The organism is Pseudomonas rosaeacicularis (genome assembly GCF_057128745.1).
The window spans coordinates 220,173-241,524 of the sequence record NZ_JBSKHT010000002.1; the positions used below are offsets into that span (position 1 = coordinate 220,173).

14 protein-coding genes are annotated in these 21,352 nt (G+C 59.4%); 2 read left to right on the top strand and 12 right to left on the bottom strand.

Going from position 1 to position 21,352, the window contains the following annotated elements; translation table 11 throughout:
- Nucleotides 1–39 precede the first annotated feature (39 nt).
- From ACWKWM_RS03465 to ACWKWM_RS03480, 4 genes are all read right to left on the bottom strand, one after another.
- Entirely contained in the window at nt 40–279 is a 240-nt protein-coding gene (locus ACWKWM_RS03465; protein ID WP_483844761.1) for an AbrB/MazE/SpoVT family DNA-binding domain-containing protein, read from the bottom strand.
- Between the two features lie 295 nt (nt 280–574).
- Nucleotides 575–1,426: a sugar phosphate isomerase/epimerase family protein gene (locus ACWKWM_RS03470; RefSeq protein ID WP_483844762.1), complete on the bottom strand. Its 852-nt coding sequence runs from the start codon at nt 1,424–1,426 to the stop codon at nt 575–577.
- A gap of 81 nt (nt 1,427–1,507) precedes the next feature.
- Nucleotides 1,508–2,929 (bottom strand): sugar porter family MFS transporter, encoded by a 1,422-nt coding sequence (locus tag ACWKWM_RS03475; RefSeq protein ID WP_483844763.1) that lies wholly within the window; start codon nt 2,927–2,929, stop codon nt 1,508–1,510.
- A 303-nt stretch (nt 2,930–3,232) separates the two neighbouring features.
- On the bottom strand, nt 3,233–3,475 hold the full coding sequence (locus ACWKWM_RS03480; RefSeq protein WP_483844764.1) for a hypothetical protein: 243 nt from the start codon (nt 3,473–3,475) through the stop codon (nt 3,233–3,235).
- Nucleotides 3,476–3,585: 110 nt separating this feature from the next.
- Here ACWKWM_RS03480 and ACWKWM_RS03485 point away from each other — a divergent pair, with 110 nt between their 5' ends.
- Entirely contained in the window at nt 3,586–4,599 is a 1,014-nt protein-coding gene (locus tag ACWKWM_RS03485; RefSeq protein WP_483844765.1) for a GlxA family transcriptional regulator, read from the top strand.
- 76 nt (nt 4,600–4,675) lie between these two features.
- Nucleotides 4,676–5,557 carry a DMT family transporter gene (locus tag ACWKWM_RS03490; RefSeq protein WP_483844766.1) on the top strand — a complete coding sequence of 294 codons (882 nt, stop codon included), beginning with the start codon at nt 4,676–4,678 and terminating at the stop codon, nt 5,555–5,557.
- Between the two features lie 27 nt (nt 5,558–5,584).
- On the opposite strand, the gene ACWKWM_RS03495 is transcribed toward ACWKWM_RS03490, so the two are convergent.
- The 8 genes from ACWKWM_RS03495 to ACWKWM_RS03530 all read right to left on the bottom strand — a co-directional run bounded on the left by ACWKWM_RS03495 (nt 5,585) and on the right by ACWKWM_RS03530 (nt 21,186).
- Nucleotides 5,585–6,016, bottom strand: a complete 432-nt coding sequence (locus ACWKWM_RS03495; RefSeq protein ID WP_483844767.1) for a hypothetical protein — start codon at nt 6,014–6,016, stop codon at nt 5,585–5,587.
- A gap of 117 nt (nt 6,017–6,133) precedes the next feature.
- Complete coding sequence (locus ACWKWM_RS03500) at nt 6,134–7,834, bottom strand: aspartate:alanine exchanger family transporter (protein ID WP_483844768.1); 1,701 nt, start codon at nt 7,832–7,834, stop codon at nt 6,134–6,136.
- 68 nt (nt 7,835–7,902) lie between these two features.
- Nucleotides 7,903–9,333: a glutamate decarboxylase gene (gene gad / locus ACWKWM_RS03505; RefSeq protein WP_483844769.1), complete on the bottom strand. Its 1,431-nt coding sequence runs from the start codon at nt 9,331–9,333 to the stop codon at nt 7,903–7,905.
- Between the two features lie 494 nt (nt 9,334–9,827).
- Nucleotides 9,828–10,529 (bottom strand): arsenical resistance protein ArsH, encoded by a 702-nt coding sequence (arsH, locus tag ACWKWM_RS03510; protein ID WP_483844770.1) that lies wholly within the window; start codon nt 10,527–10,529, stop codon nt 9,828–9,830.
- Between the two features lie 12 nt (nt 10,530–10,541).
- Nucleotides 10,542–11,012 carry an arsenate reductase ArsC gene (locus tag ACWKWM_RS03515; RefSeq protein ID WP_483844771.1) on the bottom strand — a complete coding sequence of 157 codons (471 nt, stop codon included), beginning with the start codon at nt 11,010–11,012 and terminating at the stop codon, nt 10,542–10,544.
- A gap of 68 nt (nt 11,013–11,080) precedes the next feature.
- Nucleotides 11,081–11,428: a metalloregulator ArsR/SmtB family transcription factor gene (locus tag ACWKWM_RS03520; RefSeq protein WP_483844772.1), complete on the bottom strand. Its 348-nt coding sequence runs from the start codon at nt 11,426–11,428 to the stop codon at nt 11,081–11,083.
- 201 nt (nt 11,429–11,629) lie between these two features.
- A complete protein-coding gene (locus ACWKWM_RS03525; RefSeq protein WP_483844773.1) occupies nt 11,630–12,391 on the bottom strand; it encodes a PRC-barrel domain-containing protein in 762 nt (253 codons plus the stop codon).
- Between the two features lie 155 nt (nt 12,392–12,546).
- Entirely contained in the window at nt 12,547–21,186 is an 8,640-nt protein-coding gene (locus ACWKWM_RS03530) for a glycoside hydrolase family 94 protein (protein ID WP_483844774.1), read from the bottom strand.
- Nucleotides 21,187–21,352 lie beyond the last annotated feature (166 nt).

The following is a 21,352-nucleotide window of genomic DNA, read 5'->3' on the forward strand; positions in this document are numbered from 1 at the left end:
GATGAAGCGGGGGTGTTGACCCGGCTTTTCTCGCTGGATTCAGGTGCGGTATTGCAGCGAGGACTTCTGGTTCATGTCTTCCAGACGGTCCGCCAGTTCGTCCACCCGATCCCGGACTTTCGGGGTGGTGGACAGGGTGAGCGTGTGTTTCTCGACGTCGATATCGACGAAGAAAAGGGTCGAGCCCACATCCACGCCCAATTCCTGGAGCACGGCATCTGGAATTTTGATGGCGCCATCGCCATCCCAGTCTTGGATCGTGACTTGTATCCCGGTCATCAGGCATTTCCTTATTGATTCGCTATCGGCGATTGGCTGCGGTGACGCTTCATCGGCGTCGTTCAAGCCCGCCGTGTATCTATGACCTGCAATTGGCTTGCCGAATTCAATTCAAGCCCCAAACGGCGCTGCAATTCTTAGTGGGAGCGAACCTGTTCGCGAAGATGGCGGTACATTCAGCGCATCTCCCTCGCCTGGATAATAGCTTTCGCGGACAGGTCCGCTCCCACGGGTTTGCCAATGTGCGGTGGACACGTACCCAGTAGGAGCTGCCGAAGGCTGCGATTGCGTTGTGTCAGCTATACCTCATCTGCGCGCGGATGGCGTCATAAGCCTGGATGCTGCGTTCGACGGCCTCAATGATGGTGTCTTTGCTTTCCCACAACGAATCCGGCACCGACTCTGAAAATATCTCCAGCACGCAATCGCCGGTATAGCCCGCGTCAGCGATGTTCTGCAGCAGGCTTTGTAGCGCGATTTCGCCATCGCCCAACACTCGGCGGTCGTGGAGGGAGCGCGGTCTGCGCCAATCTGCCAGCTGCACGATGAACAGTTTTTTGCAGTGCTCGATGGCAACTGAAAGCGCGGGGTCTTGCCAGCTGTTGTAGAGGTCCAGGCAGAGGCCAAAGGCTGGGTGGTCAACCTCGTTGACCATTTCCTGTGCCTGACCCAAGGTAAACAAAATGGAATTCCTGTTCATCAGCGACGGGCCCAAGGCCTCAAGCGCAATGCACATTCCGCGGTCATGGGCGTGCGCCGCCAACGTGCGATAGTGCTCGACGCAGCCCGCCCACACTCGGGCTTCGTTGCCAGTGGCATCCGCGCCAGTGTTGGTCACCAGCGGCAAACCCGGCCAAAACTGGCTGAACAGATCCACAGATGACATCAGCTCTGCCAGCCGTGCTTCGGGAGATTGCGGCTCAGGCGCGGAGGCCGATGGGAATATCGTCAGCGTGCGGGGCTGGATCGAGGTGATCCTCACGCCGCTGTCCCTGATGAGTGCGAGTTGATCCTTCGCCTTTGACGGATCGGCAGAGAGCTTTTTCTCGGCAATCTCCAACGCGCAGCCAAGGCGCTGGCACAGGGCAAGATCGTCTTCGATCGACAGCGGCGAAGTGGTGATTTGACTGATGGCCAGTGCTTGCATGGATACCTCTCGTTTCATCATGGATTGATCGTTCCCACCCTCGTGGGAACGCTGCCCCGGACGCGCCGTGTCCTTAAGCCCTCAGAGCTCTTTCTTCATGTGTTTTTCGATTTCTTCCAGGGATTTGCCTTTGGTTTCCGGCAAGCAGAAGAACACAAACAGCAATGAGCCGACGTTGATTACTGCAAACACGAAAAACGTCGGGTTGCCCAGGTATTCCAGGGCGATCGGGAAGGTGAACGCCACGGTGGCGTTGAAGATCCACTGCATCGACACCGCTGTGCCGGTCAACAAACCACGAGCCTGCATCGGGAACAGTTCCGACATCAGCAACCAGTACACCGGCGAAATGCACATCTGCATGAACAGCAGAAACAGCAGAATGCAGGCGAGGGCGGCGTAGCTCTGGGTGAGGTTCTGCGGCATGAACTCAAGCACGCAACCCAGTGCCACTTGCGCCAGTACCACAGCGACCAGCCCGGTCATCAGCAAGTGACGACGACCGTAACGCCCAATAGCCCAGATCCCCAGCAGCGTTGCGATCACCGAGACCACGCCGTTGCCGATGGTGGCGGTCAACGCGGCGTTGGTGCCCATGCCGGTGTTCTTGAGAATGATCGGGGTGTAATACATGAACGCATTGACCCCGGTGAACTGCGCGGTGAAGCCCAGCCCGATACCAATCAACAGCAGCTTGAGCACCCAGCTCTGGCGCAACAGCTCTTTAACCGACGGACGCTCGCGGTTTTTCTTGTCCTGGGCTTTCATTTCCTCGATTTCACGCTGGGCGTCGGCCTTGGTGTCGCGCAGTTGCTCAAGCACTTCCTCGGCCTCGTCAAAGCGGCCTTTGGACGCTAACCAGCGTGGTGAGGCAGGGACAAAGAACGTCCCGACCAGCAGCAAGACCCCCGGCACCATGGCAATCGCCAGCATGTAGCGCCAGATCCCCGGTGTGTGCAGCAGTGCCGCCATCAAAGCGCTCAAGACGTAGGCCAGCAATTGCCCGCTGACAATCATCAGCTCGTTGCGGCTGACCAGTCGCCCCCTTCGTGAAGGGCCGGCGATTTCGGCGATGAACACCGGCACCGTGGCCGACCCGCCGCCCACAGCGATGCCCAGCAAGAAACGAGCGGCAATCATGAACGGGATCGTCGGCGCAGTAGCCGTGCCCAGCGCGCCAAGAATGAACAACAGGGACAACATGCGCAGGGTCAGGCGACGGCCGAAGCGGTCAGAAATATAGCCGCTGGCAAGGGAGCCGACCGCCGCACCGAGAATCAGCGAGGCAGTAACCAGCCCTTCGCTGAAGGCATTGAGGCCCAGGCCGCCTTGATCGACCGGCAACGTCATGAATGGCAAGGCACCGGCGATGATTCCCGTGTCGTAACCAAAAGCCAGGGCGCCCATGGTCGCGACCAGCACGGAGATGAAGACCAGCCGGCCCGCTGAGGCGGGTTTGGCATCCTGACGAGTCGGGCTCGCCGACGGGGAAATCGAAGACATGAAATGCAAAATCCTAGTTGATCGCGATCGTGGATAAGACACAGGGGCGGCGTTGGCAGTTAACGCATCGGCCAGGAGCGTGGGAGTCGCAACGAGCAGGGAAACCAGCGTGATGCCACTACGCCAACGTGGCTTAGGGCGATGTCGCGCGGGCTAGTTCCGTAGCAAGGCGTAAATTGATACAGATGATTACATGATTGCCATGACCGGCAGGATGAAAAACGCCAGAGACGCAACGAAATGTCGCGTCTCTGGCGTTGAGATTGCAGCGCAGGTGAGGGTTAAGCGCTGCGATCAGCTGACTCAGTTGCCATCAGCCACTTTGCGTTCGATCTCGGCCGTTTTCTGCTTGAGGGTTTCGGCATCCTGCTCTTTGGCGCGGGTCGAAGTGGGGGTGATGGTTTCATCCACGGCTCGGGTGTCGTCGTCGGTGTCCTCGATGTCGCGCTCGACTACGTTGACCTGGTTGCCGGATGAGTCAATTGGGATGCCTGCACGCAGATCTTCTGCCGGTGCTGTATCGCGAGTGCTTTCGTTGTTGCTCATGTTGTTTATCCTCGGTTGACCTGAACTTTGGATAACACCGCCTTGGCCAAGTTCGAGGTTTTTTCGCTGCGCAGCTTCATCACTTCCCGAATGAGAGCCCTGAGGCAAACATGATCGAACGGCGTCAATTCAGCGGCGGCATGCAGGGCAAAAATCTTCGTTATGTGGACGATGATTGCAAGCAGTCCGGCACCCATGCGCGAGCCGGGTTTCTGCTGCTCGAACACTTCTCTCTGCCGGCATTCACTCAAGCGCTGGATACGATCGTCACGGCGAACCTGCTGAGGCCGGGATTGTTCTCTACCCGAACGTTCGGGTTGCAGGATGGGGAGGTCGTGAGCGACCTGGGTTTGATCATCCGCCCGGATACGCGAATCGAGCTTGCCGCGATTCAGGACTTGGACCTGCTGGTGATCTGCGGCGGGTACCGAACCGAACTCAAACCCAGCGACCCACTGACCGACTTGCTGCAGGCCGCCTCGGATAACGGCACTGCGCTGGCGGGGCTGTGGAACGGCTCATGGTTTTTGGGGATGGCGGGGTTGCTGGACGGTTATCGCTGTGCGATTCATCCGGAGCATCGCCCGGCGCTGGCGGAGATTTCCAGGGTGACGCAAGTGACCAGCGAAGCGTTCGTGATCGACCGCAACCGACTCACCGCGTCGAGCCCGGCGGGCGCGTTCCACATGGCGCTCCAGTGGATCAAAGGCCTGCACGACAAAGCACTGGTGGACGGCATCGAGGACATTCTGTCCTTTGAAGAGTCGCGCTATCGGCGCATCAAGACCTCCGCGCATCTGTCCCTGAGCGCGCCGCTGCGCGAAGTCGTCAACCTCATGGACGCCAACCTTGAGGAGCCCCTGGAAATGGACCAGCTGGCGACTTATGCCGGTCGATCGCGGCGTCAGATTGAGCGCCTGTTCAGGGAGCAACTGGGCACGACACCGCAGCGCTATTACCTGGAGCTGCGCATCACCGAAGCCCGCCGGTTGCTGCAACACACCCAGATGTCTCAAGTGGAAGTGCTGGTAGCCTGCGGTTTCGTATCGCCGAGCCACTTCAGCAAATGCTACAGCGCATTCTTCGGTCATCGACCGTCCAAAGAAAAAAGACTGGCCCGTTAACGAGCGCTGGATGTGCAAAGGCGCTGTGATAACGTCGCCGTCTGTTCTGTTGAAACTCATTATTACAAGGCCTGCGATGACCGCTTCCAGTCTTTCTCACCGGCATGTCATCGGTATGTGGTTGATGGCGAGTGTGGCGCTGGTGTTTGCCAGCCACGACGCGATTTCCAAGACGCTCATTTTTGTCCTGCCGGTCATTTTCGTCGCGTGGGTGCGTTATCTGGTTCATACCCTGTTGGTCACGGCGGTCATCCTGCGCAGTAAAAGCACCCAGGTTTTTTATACCCGACGGCCGTGGCTGCATCTGCTTCGCGCGGTTTGTTTGCTGGGGGACAGCCTGACTTTTCTGTTTGGTCTGACCCATGTGCCCCTGGCGGAATCGACCGCGCTGGTGTTTCTGGCACCGGCTTTCGTGACGATCTTGTCGCCGCTGTTGTTTGGCATCAAGGCCGACCGACTTCAATGGCTGTCGGTGGTCGTCGGCTTCATCGGCGTGCTGGTGATCATCAATCCGGCCAGCGATGCGTTCTCGCTGTGGATGCTATTCCCGTTGGCGTCCGCCTTCTTCTTTGCCATCTATCAACTGTTGACTCAACTGGCGGGTGAGTCCGACAGCCCGTCAGTCTGCAGTTTCTACGTGGGCGTTTTCTGCACCGCCATCCTGAGCGTGGTGGTGCCTTTCTATTGGGCGGCTCCCAATGGGTTTGAGTGGTGCTTGCTGTTGGTGTTGGGATGTTTGGGGCTGTCGGCGCATTTTCTGTTGGCAAAATCCTATGCCTACGCGTCGTCAACGGTGCTGGCGCCGCTGGGCTATCTGCAAATCATCTTCGCAACGGCCTATGGGGTGTTGTTGTTCGGTGGCTACCCGGTGGTTTCATCGGTGTTCGGTATGGCGTTGATCGTACTGAGCGGGCTGCTGGTCTACGGCAAACGACGTTCGGCGGTCGTTGCCGGTTAGCGTGTTGCGCTGACAGGCGAGGGGGCATCACTCCGGCAGCTTCTTGAGCACCGGCCAGCGGTCGTGTATCGCGGCATGTTCAGCGGGCGGGGCTGAGGTCACGACGTAGGCCCGACGCTGATCGCCTTCGCCGATCACCAGGCATTCCAGGCCGTAGCGGTCATTGACGTCGAACCAGTGGGAAACACGTTCGGCGTCCTTCTCCATGTACCGGCTGACCAACGCAAACGCTCGCTGCGGGTGGTATTGCGCCCAGCCGCCGCGCTCAACCGTCTCGCGTTTCGCCCAGCCACCCTGCGGGCCATTGCCGGGTTGTTCTTTCCTGCGACCCCAAGGCACCCAGCCCAGGTCCGTGCCGTCTTCGAGCATGACCGGGAAGGCCGCTTTGGGATTGGGAAAGTAGATCTTGAACGCCTCATAGGCGCGTTCCTTGTCTTTGGCTTCGACGCCGCCACACATAAAAATCACCTGCAGGATTGGACTGATTCAGCCAGGCGCGACACGAGATCGCAGGCTAATACTGTATATAAATACAGCTATGGCGTGCAGCACCTCCTGTCGGCTCGGAAAAAATCACTACTGCGCCAATACCATCGCGAAGTATCCAAAGACCGTCAGCAAGATGCCGGACACCGCATAGGCCACCGGGAAGCCAATCCAGGGCACGGTGCTGTCGATTTCTTTCGCCGCTTCACGCGCCGGCCCGGAATGACTGCGCGCGCCAGCCACACCGCCCATAAGAATCGCCGGGTTGATTTTGAAGATATGAAAACCCACCGCCCAGACGATAAACGGTGGAATCGTGCAGGCTACGAAGCCCAGTACAAAGATCTTCAACGCGATGATTGCGCTGATTTGCGACACCAGATTCGCACCCGCATTCACACCGACAATCGCGACAAAGAAGATCAGTCCCATGTCTTCGAGGATGTTGCGTGCAGCATTGGGTGTGTTGCCGAAGAACCGAACCCGCGACACCAGTGACGAAACAATAATCCCCGAGACCAATAATCCCCCAGCGTTGCCCAGGCCAACGGCCGCGCCGAACGCCGGCACTTGAATCAGGCCGATCAACAGGCCAAGTATCATGCCGAGCGACAGGGTCAGCAGATCCGTCGCGGTACTCGGCCGAGCCACTTTACCCAGCAGCGTGGTGGCTTTGTCAATGGCGCTGCGCAGACCGATCAGGTGCATGACATCCAGTCGCTGCAAGCGAGTTTCCAGACCGATGGGAATGGGGGCACCGCCGCGCTCAATACCCACCAGCTGGACTTGTCCTGCTATGGGCGACTGGCTGAAATCCTTCAGTGCCTTGCCTATGGCGTCGTGATGGGTCACCAGGATGACCGCCTCATCCAGCGGTATATTTAGCGCCCGGGCGTCTGGTACTTCAGGGCCGATAAGGCCCATGTGGTCGGTCAATGCATCCAGGCTGCCGCCAAGGGCAATCACGTCGCCCAATTGCAGCACCAACGCAGGATCGGCACCGAGTAACTGGTCAGCCCGTTCCACATTCTCGATCTGGTAGAGCGCGAACCGCTCGCGAAACTGCGCGATGCTTTGGCCCGCCAACTCCTTGTTCTCCAATCGGTACGCGCGCAGATCGAAGGGCCGATAACCGCTGAGCCCTGCGTCATCGACGTTGGGCACACCGTGCTCGATCTCATAATCTTTGGCCGCCTTGCGCGCATCGACGCGCCACCAGCGCGGCAGGTATTTGCAGATCAGGATGATGCCGACCGTTCCCCAGATATAGGTGATGCCATAGGACAACGCGATCATCGCCGTTGCTGCTGCCGCCGTTGTGCCGGGGGGCAGTGCTACGACTCCTGAGGTGATCGCTTGTTCGGCCGAGCCAATGGCGGCAGACATGGTTTGCGAACCGGCGAGAATGCCACCCGCCGTGCCAACCGGAAGGGCCAGTAGCCGAACCCCGAGCACCACGATGCCAAGTCCCAGAAACGACGAAAGAACGGCCAGGAAGGTGAACTTCAGGCCATCACCTTTCAAGCTGTTGATAAACGAAGGACCTACTCGAAGCCCGACTCCGTACATGAACAGGTAATAAAAAAGGCTCTTGGTGAAGTTATCCAGCTCGAAATGCACGCCGTAGTACGACGCCCAGGTTGCAATGGCGCAGCCGATGACAATCGCTCCCGCCACCGCGCCTAGCCCATAGCCCTTGATCGTGCCCCGTCCCACCCAGACGGACAGGCCAACGACCAGGAACAAAAGCATGTAGGGGTTGTGTTGCAGGAAGGTAAAGAAAGCATTCACGTCGATTTGCACCTGTCTGGTCACGCTAAGGCACCGGGCCTGGATGACCCGGTGAGTTTGATGTGCGATCAGGCGATGTTCGGAGTGTCGGCCGGGATGACCGGCGCCGCGATGGCGCCATGGCTGAAGCTGGGTCCCGCATCAGAGTGCTCGACCCGGTTCTTTTGCAGGTAAGCCAGGGCTTTGCGCAGGTCATCCAGCAGCAGTGCAACCAGGTCGCGACTCACGCCATGTCGCACCAAAACCCGCTGCACCACGATGTTTTGGCGGTCAGACGGCAGCGGATACGAGGCGATCTGCCAGCCGCGCATGCGTACGCGCTCCGACAGGTCATAGAGCGTGAAGCCATGGTCGATCCCGTCCTTGAGCTTGTAGCAAACTGCTGGCAGGCCGTCCTTCCCGTCGTACACCAGTTCCAGTGATGGGAACTTCAGGATTTCTGTCGCCAACCACTGCGCCGTATCAGAACAGGCCTGCTGAATGCGCGTGTAACCGTCGCGTCCAAGCCGCAGGAAGTTGTAGTACTGCGCGATGATTTCACCGCCGGGTCGGCTGAAATTCAGCGCGAAGGTCGCCATGTTGCCGCCCAGATAGTCCACGTAAAAGATCAGCTCTTCTGGCAAGTCATCAGTGGAGCGCCAGATGACCCAACCCACGCCCAGCGGCGCCAAGCCATATTTGTGGCCTGAAGCGTTGATGGATTTGACGCGCTCGATCACGAAATCCCACTCCAGTTCTTGCTGGATAAACGGTGCAATAAAGCCACCGCTCGCCGCGTCAACATGGATCGGGATATCCAGGCCGAGGTCGCGTTGCATCGCGTCCAACTCCGCAGCCAGGGCAGCGACGGGTTCATAGATGCCGGTGAACGTCACGCCCAGGGTGGCTACGACCCCGATGGTGTTCTCGTCGCAATATTCACGCAGGTCCGCCGGCAGCAGTCCCAAGGCATCGCCACGCAGCGGCACCTCACGGATTTCCACATCAAAGTACCGCGCAAACTTCTTCCAGCAAATCTGTACCGGACCGCACACGAAGTTTGGTTTGTCTGTTGGCAGGCCGGATGCTTCCCTGCGTTTTTTCCAGCTCCACTTCAAGGCCAGGCCGCCGAGCATCGCGGCCTCGCTGGACCCGGTTGTCGAACAGCCGACCGTTTGCCACGATTTGGGCGCATGCCACAGGTCCGCAATGATGTGTACACAGCGGTTTTCGATCTCCGCGGTCTGCGGGTACTCGTCCTTGTCGATCATGTTTTTGTCCAGGGCATCGGCCATCAACTGCTTCACTTCCGGCTCAACCCATGTGGTGCAGAACGTCGCCAGATTTTGTCGGGAGTTGCCATCAAGCAGCAACTCGTCGCGCACTAGGTTATAGGCAGACGACGGCGTGATTGAGTGATCGGGGAGCCGGTATTTGGGCAATTTATGTTGAGAGGAGCCACTTGAATAAACGTCTTCAATGGCTTGATCCTGAATCTCTACGGTTTTATGAAGTGCCATGAAATCCTGCTCTTGAATGAGGGGAATGGCGTAGACGTCGATCGATAGCGACCGATCTGGCTGCGTCAGGAAGAAAGCAATTAACGGCTGGCAAAAAAGCGGCTGTCCAATGGAGCAACAGTGACTTCGGCGCCGTCGCCTGCGAGCGGGCAAACGTTCGTGCATTCACAGCGCCTGATGGTGCTCGACTTTTATCGCCGGACATTGACAAAGATCATTAACGGGGCAGATGTCACGACATGCAGGGGTCGCGAGAGCCTCTGGGATGCACCTCGCTGCGCAGGGTGCTGGCGCGCGAATGGTTTGAGGCTGGCCAGTATCAGGAAGACAGGCTGGATCGGTATCTCAACAACGTGACGCCGAAGAAAACCGTACCTGTCGCGATCAGTGTCAGCAAGTCCGGCCACACTGGCCATGGTATCGCGCTAGACGCTGGAGGCATTGCGTCCACTGGCGCGGCGTCAGCCAGCAGCTTTCATGCGCCCAGGTCCGCCTCAAATAGCTCGCTGATTCACCCGGGCAGTGAGCTGCTCAGCGCTTTCTTTGCGCTCGGAGTAACGGTCAACCAGATGATCCTTGTGATCGCGCAGCAGCACCGTGAACTTCACTAACTCCTCCATTACATCGACGATACGGTCGTAGTAGGGAGAGGGTTTCATCCGGTCGTTCTCGTCGAACTCCATGTAGGCCTTGGGCACTGACGACTGGTTCGGGATGGTGAACATGCGCATCCAACGGCCCAGCACACGCAGCTGGTTGACGACGTTAAATGACTGTGACCCTCCGCAAACCTGCATCACGGCAAGGGTTTTGCCCTGAGTAGGACGAACCGCACCCAGCGCCAGTGGTATCCAGTCGATCTGCGCCTTGAAGACACCCGACATCGCACCATGACGTTCAGGGGAGCACCATACCTGTCCCTCTGACCATTGCATCAAAGCTCGAAGCTCCTGCACTTTTGGATGATCGACGGGGACATCGTCGGGCAGAGGCAGGCCAGTTGGATTGAAAATCCGCGTTTCAGCGCCAAAGTACTCCAGCAACCGAGCGGCTTCCTCAACGGCCAAGCGGCTGAACGAGCGAGGTCGGGTTGATCCGTAGAGCAATAAGATTCGGGGCTTATGGTCGCTGGCGCCAGTTGTGGTCGGTTCGGAATCGAACAATCCGGCATCAAGGTTCGGCAGTGAATTTGTCATTTCTGGACCTGCTTAAAGAGCGCCGATGCGATCAAGCTCGCACTTGAGTTCATCGCGGCTGAGGGTATCAAACGGGAGGTTAAAAAAGGCCAGGCAGCGTCGCTTGATACACGCCAGTGTTGCACTGAAAGCTGCATCTATTTGCGCCTCATCGCCGGAAACCTCGGAAGGATCTTCCAGGCCCCAATGGGACTTCACTGCCGGGCCGAAGTAGACCGGACAGGATTCACCCGCGGCTTTGTCACACACAGTGATGACGATATCTGGCGGGCAATCTTCGAACGCGTCATTGCCTTTGCTATTGAGCCCCACGACTGAAATACCGGCGCGTTGCAATGTGGTCAGACTGCGTGGCAGTACCGTTCCTTTGGGGAAGCTTCCGGCACTCACAGCTTGAAACCCCGCCGGTGCCAAGTGGTTGAACAACGCTTCGGACAAAATGCTTCGGCAACTGTTGGCCGTACACATGAACAGAACTCGCATTAATTGCTCCTGAGAGGCAATGCAGTAAGAGAAAGGGCAGCCAACACGCAGCGTTATGCGCGACGAATTCAGCAACAGGCAGTTTCGCGAACTGGACGTCCGTCCATGCTGTGTAAGCGGGAGGCGTTTTCCTGAAGCCATTCAGCGTTCTCGCGCAACGTCACCTGCAACACCTCGTGAACCCAGGCTGGCAGCGCCGGATTGAGTCGGTAGTAAACCCATTGCCCTTGGCGTCGATCCAGCAACAACCCGCTGCTGCGAAGCTGTGCCAGATGCCGGCTTATTTTCGGCTGGCTGTCGTCGAGTGCGCACATCAGTTCGCAGACACACAGCTCGCCGTGGCTTGCGATAAGCAAAGTGGCGCGGGCGCGAGTTTCGTCAGCCAGACATTTGAATATTTCGGGAGGACTGAGCATGAAAGTGACCGGTAGGTATGCGTAGACGCATATACGCATATCCATATGTTTTGAACAAGCCCTGAATCTGCATGAAGAAAAACACCTGACCAAAGGCCCCGATAATCCAGGGCCATCAGCACCATCGGTTTGATACTTTTTCTGGCACCAGCAGCGTTGAAGCGGGTTAGCGGCGCGCTTTATTTGGATGCGATGGCGGCTTCACCGCTGCCAATAGCCGACCCGTTGATAGTGGTCATAAAGGCTCTGCTCTCGCTCACGGCTCAATTGCTGCGAAGATTCATAATCGGGAGACGCCCTGACCGCAGCACGTTCGAGGTCCAGCGAAATGGTTTTATCGTGCCACGACACCTCGTCGATCCACTCGGGGGCAATCACCACGCAGTGTCCCAGCCACCAGTTGCTGGTGTTGACCACCAGATACTGAACCGCCCACGTCTCCTCATTGATCAGCACGCTCTCAACGTGCCCGATCTCACCGTCGAGGGCTTTGATGTGGTAGCCCATGATGGCCTTGCAACTGCGCAAACGCAGATCGTTGTCCTGATGGGGCAACGGCGTTTTTTTGGCCTGCTGCTCAAGCGCCGGCCCCTCGCTGGTTTCCGTTTGCGACAACTCGTCAACCTCCGGATCAGGCACGCTCCAGTAGCTGGAATAGCCGTAGTAACTGACGTGCTGCATCTCGTGATGCCGATAGATCGGCTGGTCGGTATCGATAGGGGGGCTGTTTTCGATGTGCTGCTTGTTAACCCCCGTCGGTAGGTTTTGCGATTCCCATTCCGGCTGCTGAATGGAACGCGGGGAGATCAGCACTTTGCGGCTGGAAAGCCAGGAGCCAGTCTCAACCAGCAGGTAACGAACAACCCATGCCTCATCATCGAAGTAGAAGTCTTTCACTTCACCGACATCGCCGTCAGTGGCGCCGACGGTGTAACCCTCTAGGTCTTGCATGCTTCGCAACATAGGGCAGTCCTTTTTTGGGTGGTCGAGTATTCGGTTTCGGGAGAAATTTGGAGTCCTCGGACCTGGGCACTGTGCGCGGTCCGGCGTGCGTCTGTTTGCCAGTGCATTGGCGCTTTCAGGGTAACCCAGTGCGTCTGGGATCAGTGGATGGATGTCTAGCCATCGAGAGCGCCTGTACATTCAAGCGCCTGCGGCCCTGGCAGGGGCGCACGACACTCGACCATAACCCGGCGCTCGACACCGTCATCGATCAGCTTCAGCGCGCCGCCTTCGATCTGCTTGCCGTCCAGTGTCATTGCGGTGTCCATCGTCACCCCTTGACGTACGTCGAAATGGTACTGCGTCGAGCCGAATCGATAACTCAGGGTGAACCCCGGCCAGCCCTCAGGGATCAGCGGCTCGAAGCTGAGCACATCACCTTTGCGCTGCAGGCCCAGCAGTGATTCGACAGCCAGGCGATACATCCATCCGGCCGAGCCTGTGTACCACGTCCAGCCGCCGCGTCCGGCATGGGGCGCTGCGCCGTATACGTCGGCTGCCATCACGTAGGGTTCGACTTTATACGTGTCTATCCTCGCGTTGTTGGCCGGATCGGCAGGGTTGATCAGGTGCAGCAACTCCCAGGCTTTGGCGCTATCGCCCAATTGCGCGAACGCCATCGCCGCCCACACCGCCGCGTGCGTGTATTGCCCCCCATTTTCCCGCACGCCGGGCACGTAGCCCTTGATATAGCCGGGGTCCTGTTTGCCTTTGTCGAAGGGCGGATCGAGCAGCAGAACGGCCCGAATTTCAGGTTTGACCAGATGCTGGTCCAGCGCCTGCATGGCCTGGCGTTGACGTTTTGCCGAGCCGACCCCGGAGAGGACCGACCAGCTTTGGGCGATGGAGTCGATGCGGCACTCATCGTTGATCGCCGAACCAAGCGGCTGACCATCGTCAAACCAGCCGCGGCGATACCAGCCGCCGTCCCAGGCTGTCTGTTCAAGGCTGGCACTTAGCAGCGCGGCGTGGTCGTTGCAGCGTTGCGCGAAATCCTGATCGCCGTGTCTCGCAGCCACGAGCGCGAAGCGCTCGAGCACGTCACAGCCGAAGAATCCCAGCCAGACGCTCTCACCTCGGCCCAGATAGCCGACACGGTTCATGCCATCATTCCAGTCGCCGCTGCCCATCAGTGGCAGCCCGTGCTCGCCCCGGCGCAGACTGTGTTCGATGGCCCGCACGCAATGCCGATACAGAGGTTCGCGCACATTCGAGATCCCCGGCAGGTCGTAATAGGACTCTTCGCCGGGGTTCAACACGCGTCCCTCCAGATAACCGGCAGGTTCGTCGAGCACAGCCAGGTCGTCGGTGATTTCCACGTAGCGACTGGTCGCAGCAACCAGCCACAGAAAGTCATCCGAACACGCCGTGCGCACGCCGCGGTTCAGCGGCGGATGCCACCAGTGCTGCACATCACCTTGCTGATATTGGTGGTTGGCGCACAGCAACAAATGGCTGCGTACCGTTGCCGGATCGGCATGAATCATCGCCATGCTGTCTTGCAGCTGGTCTCTGAACCCTATGGCACCGCCCGATTGGTAATAACCGCTGCGGGCCAGAAAACGGCAGGCGATCACCTGGTACATCAGCCAGCCGTTGACCATGACATCCAATTCCGGTGCCGGCGTCTTGACCTGTATGACCGAGAGCAGAGACCGCCAGTGTTCACGAACCTTCTGCAACTGCGCGGCGGCCTCCTGCACGCCGCGGAAGCGCTGCACCAGCTGCGTCGCTGCCTGAGTGCTGGTCTCTGCGCCCATGCGCAGAATCACTTCGGTGCTTTCGCCGTCTTCCAGCGCCACTTTGACCTGAATCGCTGCGCACGGGTCCAGGCCACCGCCAGTGCGCCCGGACAGCCCGGCATGCTGCATCGCTGCCGGGGACGCAAGACTGCCGCCGCGACCAATGAATTCGGTGCGATCCCCTGTGATGCTGTGATCAATGCCGTCGGTGTCGAAGAATGCAACGCGCTCGCTGAACTCCACCGAGTAAGCATTTCGGGCAAAAAACGCACCGCTGATGGGATCGGACTGCGTCATGACGTGCATGGCGGACTTGCTGCGCAGGTCCCCCAGCACCCATTCCACGTAACCGGTCACGCTCAATTGTCGGCTGCGACCGGAGGCGTTGCGCACCACCAGCCGGGAAAATTTGATCGGCGCATCCACGGCCACATAAACCCATAACTGGGTATTGATGCCGTCCCCCTCATACTCGAACACGCTGTAGCCAAACCCGTGACGGGTCCGGTAACGGCCAGGGCCCGGGCAGGGCTTGGGGGTGGCCGACCAGAAGTGACCGGTTTCCTCATCACGCAGGTAGATCACCTCGCCGCTGGGGTCGATAACCGGGTCGTTGTGCCACGGTGTAAGCCGGAACTCATGGGCGTTCTCTGCCCAGGTGTACGCGCTCCCGGTATCGGACACGACGCTGCCCAGTTGGGCGTTGGCGATGACATTGACCCAAGGGGCGGGCGTGGTTTTATCGGTGCTGGCGGTGATGACGTACTCGCTGCCATCTTCGCTGAACCCCCCGTAATCGTTGCTCAGCAACAACGGCGCAGCGGGAGACGTTGGCAGCGTCGGGGTCGGCAAGTAGCGCCGCGTCGCCAGGAAAGGAACGTGCACCGGTGCGACGCGCCGGCGGTGTATCTGTTCGGCGAGGGTGCCCGATCCTTCGTTGAGCACCAGCCGTGCGACGGACAGAATCAGCGTTCGGTCCTCAGTGGACATCTGCTGCGCCGTGCGCACGAAAATCCCGCCCGAACGATCCACCAGCGTTGCTTCGCTGCCGGACGTCACCAATCCCATGATCGCGTCCTGCAACTGCTGCCGGTAACCGGCCTGGTCTTCGTTCCAGATCAACAGGTCCACCACCAGACCCTTCTGCCGCCAATAGGCATGGGCCTGAATCATCTTCTGCACCAGATCGATATGTTCCAGGCTTCTGACTTGCAACAGCACGATGGGCAGGTCGCCGGAAATCGACTGGCCCCAGAGCCCTTGCTGGTTGCGCCGATTGGCAATCAACGCGGCGCTGTTGGCGCGCATGGCTGCATTGGCAACCAGCAATGACGAGGCCATCTGTTCAAACAGCCGGGCATCGGGCGGGGAGGCATTGAGCTGGCGCAGCAGGACCTGACTGTGGGTCCACGACAAATCGAAGACCCGATCCGCCAAGTGCCGATCACGGTATTTATTGATCAGAGACACGCAAGCGTCGCGGTCGTCAGCAACGCCCGTGACCAGGTCGATCGTCGCGTGCTGTCCGGCCTGAAGGGTGATCCGACAGCGAATCGCGACGATAGGGTCAAGCACCGCCCCGGCGCTTCCCGACAGCTGCTCGCACTCAGCGTCCAGCGCGGCGGGTGATTGAAGGCTGCGCCCCCGGCCAATGAAGCGGGCGCGGTCGGTCTCATAGGAAATAGCGTCGATGTCGACGCCATGGGCGGCCAGTAAATGGCACATCCAGGGCGTGCGCTCGTCGCTGTCGCGTGGACGGCGGTTGCAAATGATGGCCTGCAACGGCATCAGCAACTCAGTCTGTACGAACAGCTTGCTAAATGCCGGGTGCATGGCGTCGCTTTCGGAGGAGGTCAGCACCACTTCAGCGTACGTCGTGATTTCCAGACTTTTGGCAAACAGGCCACGATTGATAATGTGCAGGCGGCGCAGCTCGATGTTGTCTTCGGGAGAAACGACGATCTCCATATGCGAATCGAAATCCAGTTCCCTGGCGCGGAACTCCGCACGCGCATCGCTGAAGATCGTTTCATGGCTTTCGGTTTGACGCTGTGTGGGTTGGAAGGCCGCTGACCAGAACGTCCCCGTTTCAAGGTCCCGCAGATAACAAAAAGTCCCCCAATTGTCCTGGGTCATGTCTTCATGCCAACGGGTCACGGCAACATTGTTGCGCCGGCTATAGCCGCCGCCCGCGCTGCTCAGCATCACGTGATAGTTGCCGTTGGAGAGCAACTGAACGGCGGGGCGTTTGTGACCCGGATTGGCAAATATGCGCACGTCGGTGTCCTGACTCTGGCCCGCGTCGCCCAGCGCTGGTGGCTGTGCGGCTTGCAAGTAAGGAACCGCCGTTTTAGGCACCCGCTCTTGCAGCAATAGTAAGGCCGATTGCAACGCCGGATCAGACTCGAAGCGGCGCTGCATCGGTTGATTGAGCAACACGCTGGTCAGCGCCAGCAAACTCATGCCCTGGTGATGGGCCATGAACGACTGCACGAAGGCGAAGCGTTGACCCCGCGGAAGACGCGCTTCGGTGTAATCCACCGCTTCGTAAAGCCCATAGCGGCCAGCCGCGCCTTTTGAAGCCAGGCGTTGCAGATTCTTGCAGGCAGCGTCCGGGTCGATCATCAGCGCCAGAGCACTCGCGTAAGGCGCGACAACGATGTCCTCGCCCAGCCCGCGCTTGAGTCCCAGCGCCTGTACGCCAAAGGCGCGGTATTGGTAATTGAAATGGGCGTCGAGTGTGTAATAACCGGACTCCGACACGCCCCATGGAATGCCCAGGCGCTTGCCGTGGGCGATCTGTACGGCCACGGCCGCGTGACAGGTCTGGTCGAGCAGGCTGCCGTCATAGTTGGGCATGACCAACATCGGCATCAGGTATTCGAACATCGAGCCCGACCAGGACATCAAGGTCGGCACACCGGCAGATTCGCCCAACAGGCGGCCCAGCGTAAACCAGGCCCGCTGCGGGATCTGGCCTTGGGCGATGACCACGAAATTGGTCAGGCGCACCTCCGAAGCCAACAGGTCGTAGTAACCGCTGTCCAGCCGGCGCTCTTCGGTGTTGTATCCGATGACGAACAAATCGCGTTTGCTGTCGTAGAGCAGCGAGAAATCCATCTGGGCGAGGGCGCCCGACAGTGCGATCAAATGGTCCAGGCTCGCAATCGATTGCGTCGCCGCGCTGCGCACCGTTTGCACGCGGCTGTGATCGTCGATGGCCCAGTCAGCGTCATCGAGTTGCGTCAGTTGCCGCAAGGTGTGCCGGGGCGGTTCACGGTCCGCGAGGGGGACCGGAAGGCGGTAGCGCTTTAGCGCCGAAATCCAGTCGCTGCATTGCGCGTTGAACGCGTTTTTCCAATACTCGATATCACCTGTCGTCTCAGACTGTTGCCCCGCAATCAGGCTGCGAGCGGTCTCCAGCACGTCCAGCAATACGTCGGTTTCAAGCGTGTCAGCGGCTTGCTCCAGCAGTCGCTGCACATTGCTCAGCACGCTATTGGCACCTGCGGTTGCGATCAGTGTGTCCAAGGTGTCGCGCAGGCCGGTGACAATTGAAATATTCAACAGGGCAGCATCGGGCAGTTGCACCAGCCCTGCGCGCAAGGTGAGTAACAGGCCGGCCAGGTTGCCGCTGTCCACGGTTGAGATGTAATGCGGCCGCAGTGGTTTGAGTGTCTGGGTGTCGTACCAGTTGTAAAAATGCTGCTGGTGGCGTTCCAGGGTGTTCATGCTGTCCAGTGATGCGGACAGCCGCCGCAACATCCGGTCGGTACTCAGATAACCGAAGTCGTGAGCTGCCAGATGGGCCAGCAAAGCCATGCCCATATTGGTGGGGGAAGTGCGATGGGCAATGGTTCGCTTGGGTTCTTCCTGAATATTGTCCGGTGGCAGCCAGTTGTCCTGTGGGCCGACGAACTCGTCGAAAAACGCCCAGGTCCGGCGGCTCAGCAGCCGAAGAAAGCGCAGGTCTTGAATCGAGGGTTCAAACAGCGTGCGCTCGGGGGCGGCGCTGAGTCGCCAGGCGATCCACGGGCCAGCGACCCACGACAGCCACAGCGGGGCGGCGATGGCCAGCGTAAGCGGATCAGTCGACAGCGCCGCGAATGCGATCAGTCCGAACAGTGGAGCGATCCACATCTCCCGGTAGAGCCCGATCAGCGAATTGGCCGAGTTGCGCTCAACCTCCCGCGATGACTGCCATTGCAGCAACAAACGCCGGCTGAAACCGATCCGCCACAGCGAGCGCGAAATCGCGCCTGCGCTGTAGTACATCTCGAAGGGCAGCCAGGCAATGGTCGCACCGACTTGTGCAAGGTCTTGCGCCAGTCCCCTCATCAGCGCCGCCAGGTATTGCCGATAAGGCACGTTGAGCGGCGGTTGCAGCACATCGGTGAGGGTCCGAAGCAGCGGTTGCATCACCAGTAGGCCGACCACTGCCAGTGTCCAGGCCACCGGTGCGCTGCTGGCAAACCAGCCCCATGCCAGCATCAGCAGCAATGCCAGTGGTTCAAGGCTTCTTCGCAGGTTGTCGAGGATTTTCCAGCGCGCCATGACGTCCAGACGGTTGCGGGTCCATTGACCACTGGCGTTGCGGGTCCACGGCAGCATCCACGGGAACAGCTGCCAGTCACCGCGAATCCAGCGATGGCGACGCTTGACGTCAGCGCTGTAGCGCGAGGGGTATTGTTCGTACAGTTGCACATCGCTCAGCAACCCCGAGCGGGCATAACAGCCTTCGATCAAGTCATGGCTGAGGATCTGGTTATCCGGCAGGCAACCTTCCAGCGCACACGTGAAGGCATCCACGTCGTAAATGCCTTTGCCGATGAAAGACCCCTGCTGGAACAAGTCCTGATAGATGTCCGAGATCGCCCGCGTATAGGGATCGACGCCGCCGCCACTGCCAAACAGACGCGAATAAATCGAGCGAGGCGTGCTGGTCAGGCTGATGCCCACCTGGGGCTGCAACAAGGCGTAGCCGGAGATGACCTTCTCCTGGCGGCTATCGAATATCGGACGATTCAACGGATGCATCATGGCTGCCACGCAATGACGGGCGACGTCCCGGGGCAGCAGGGTGTCGGTGTCCAGCGTCAGCACGTAACGCGCCGATTGCAGCGCTCGGGTGTCGCCAACAATTGTCGTGAAACGTTGAGCGCCTTGCCCACGCAGCAGTGCATTGAGGTCTGTCAGCTTGCCGCGTTTGCGTTCATGGCCCATCCACGCTTGCTCACCGGGGTTCCAGCAACGCGGGCGGTGCAACAGGAAAAACCGGTCTGTCGTGCCATCAGCGTATTTACGATTGAGCTCAGTGATGGCCAGTGACGCGTGCGCGAGCAAGTCGGCGTCTTGCGTCATGACCTGTTGCGGCGCGTCGAGAAAGTCGGTCAGCAGCGCGAAATACAGATTGCGGTCCCGGTTGGCAAGAAACCGGACCTCCAGCCCCTCGACCAGCTCATCGATATCGGCGCGCGAATCAATCAACGTCGGAATCGCCACCAGCGTGCGGGCTTCGTCAGGGATGCCGTTGTCGTAGTCCATCTTCGGCAGCATGGTCGGCAACAGGCTGAAGGTCACCAGCCAGTTGATCAGGCTGACCCCCAGCCGACTGGTCATGATCAAACACGGCACCGCCAAGGCCAGCAAGGCGGCGTCGGGCAGGCCATCTCGCCCGGCGGAAGCCAGCAATGGCAGGGCAAAAATCATCGTGAGAAACGCTGCCGGCGCGAGGTAAAACGTCGAGGGCGAACGCTGCAGCAGGCGTTTCCAGCGTTCGTGCAGCGGCACTCGGGCGCCGAGCCGCTGCTCAAGCACGCCAATACCGGCGCCGATCAGGTAAAAACCGATATGGCGGGCCAGTGCGGCGTCCGGCCCTGCGCCGCCTTGCTCCGCAGAAAGATTGACGACGGTTTGCGCCACCTGGATTTCCGAGTGCTGACTACGCCGGGCAAGCCGCTCGATCATGTGCCGGTAGTTGTCGCGGGTGGCGAAGTCCATGCAGCGGTAAACAGACGCCGGGTCGTTGTTGAGCGTGTGTTCGACGTGGCTCATCGATTCGACGAACTCACGCCAGTTGGTGGCCGACAGCAGGCGCAGGCTCGCGATGCTGTTGCTGATGGACACCTGATCGGCGGACTGCTGCTGTGCATCGAGTTGCACCTGACGTTCGGTGCTTGAACCGGTTTCACCCAGTATCTGCTCGATCCAGTTCAGCGGCAGGGCCAACGCTGCGCTCTGCCCCTGAAGACGACGGGCGAATTCGGCGACGAAGGCAGCCGTCAGGGGCGGGGCAGAATGGGCCATGTCGGCCACCGTCAAGACCACGCTTTTCACGTCTCGCTCGGAAATTTCGATCAAACGCTCTGCCCAGTCATCGGCCAGGTTTCGGTCGTCCCAATTGGCCATGACCCGCGATGCAATCCGGCGCAGGTTCTCGATCAGCGCCAGACGCAGCATGATCGGGATGGCCCACAACTCGCCAAGCGCCAGCGGCATGACGGTTTGATAGGCAATGACGAAGCGACGCAGGCTTGCTTCATCGAAGCGCCCATCCCCGTGTGAAATGGTTTCCAGGGCAATGTCGTAAACCCGCGGCAGGCCGGTTGAGGGGCCGTTGATCAGGCGCGGCAGTTCTCGGCTATAGCCTTTGGGCAGGTGGGTTCGCGCGGTGCGAATGTGGTCTTCAATGAGGAAATAGTTATCCAGCAACCATTCGGCCGCTGGCGTCATGCGGCGGCTGGACAGCTGCGCCTCGGTCAGCGCAGTGCAGCTTCGATTGAGCAACACCTCGTTGTCGTCCAGCCTGCCCAGCAGGGAGTCTTGCGCAGACAAGGCACTGAGCTGGTGTTGTCCGGCCAGCGCTATGCCGTGATCGGCCATTTGGTCGGCGTTGAACAGCTCGGCGCGCAACATCCGCTCATAGCTGAATTTAATCGACGGGAATGAGCCGGTTCGGCAAAAAGCGAGAAGCCGAAATGAGCGCTGTTTAGTGCGTGTCCATATGCTGGTCATAGGTTCCTTGATTGGACACGTGCACAGGCAACTTCGCCCACTTCAGCGGTGTGCCCGGCACCATGCTTTACCATAGATTGCTCGCGCCGGCCGTGGGTTCAATTTCAGGGCGGTCAGCCATTAGGTTTGACGACATCTGTGTGAACCCTAGTTGATCTCTATCAAG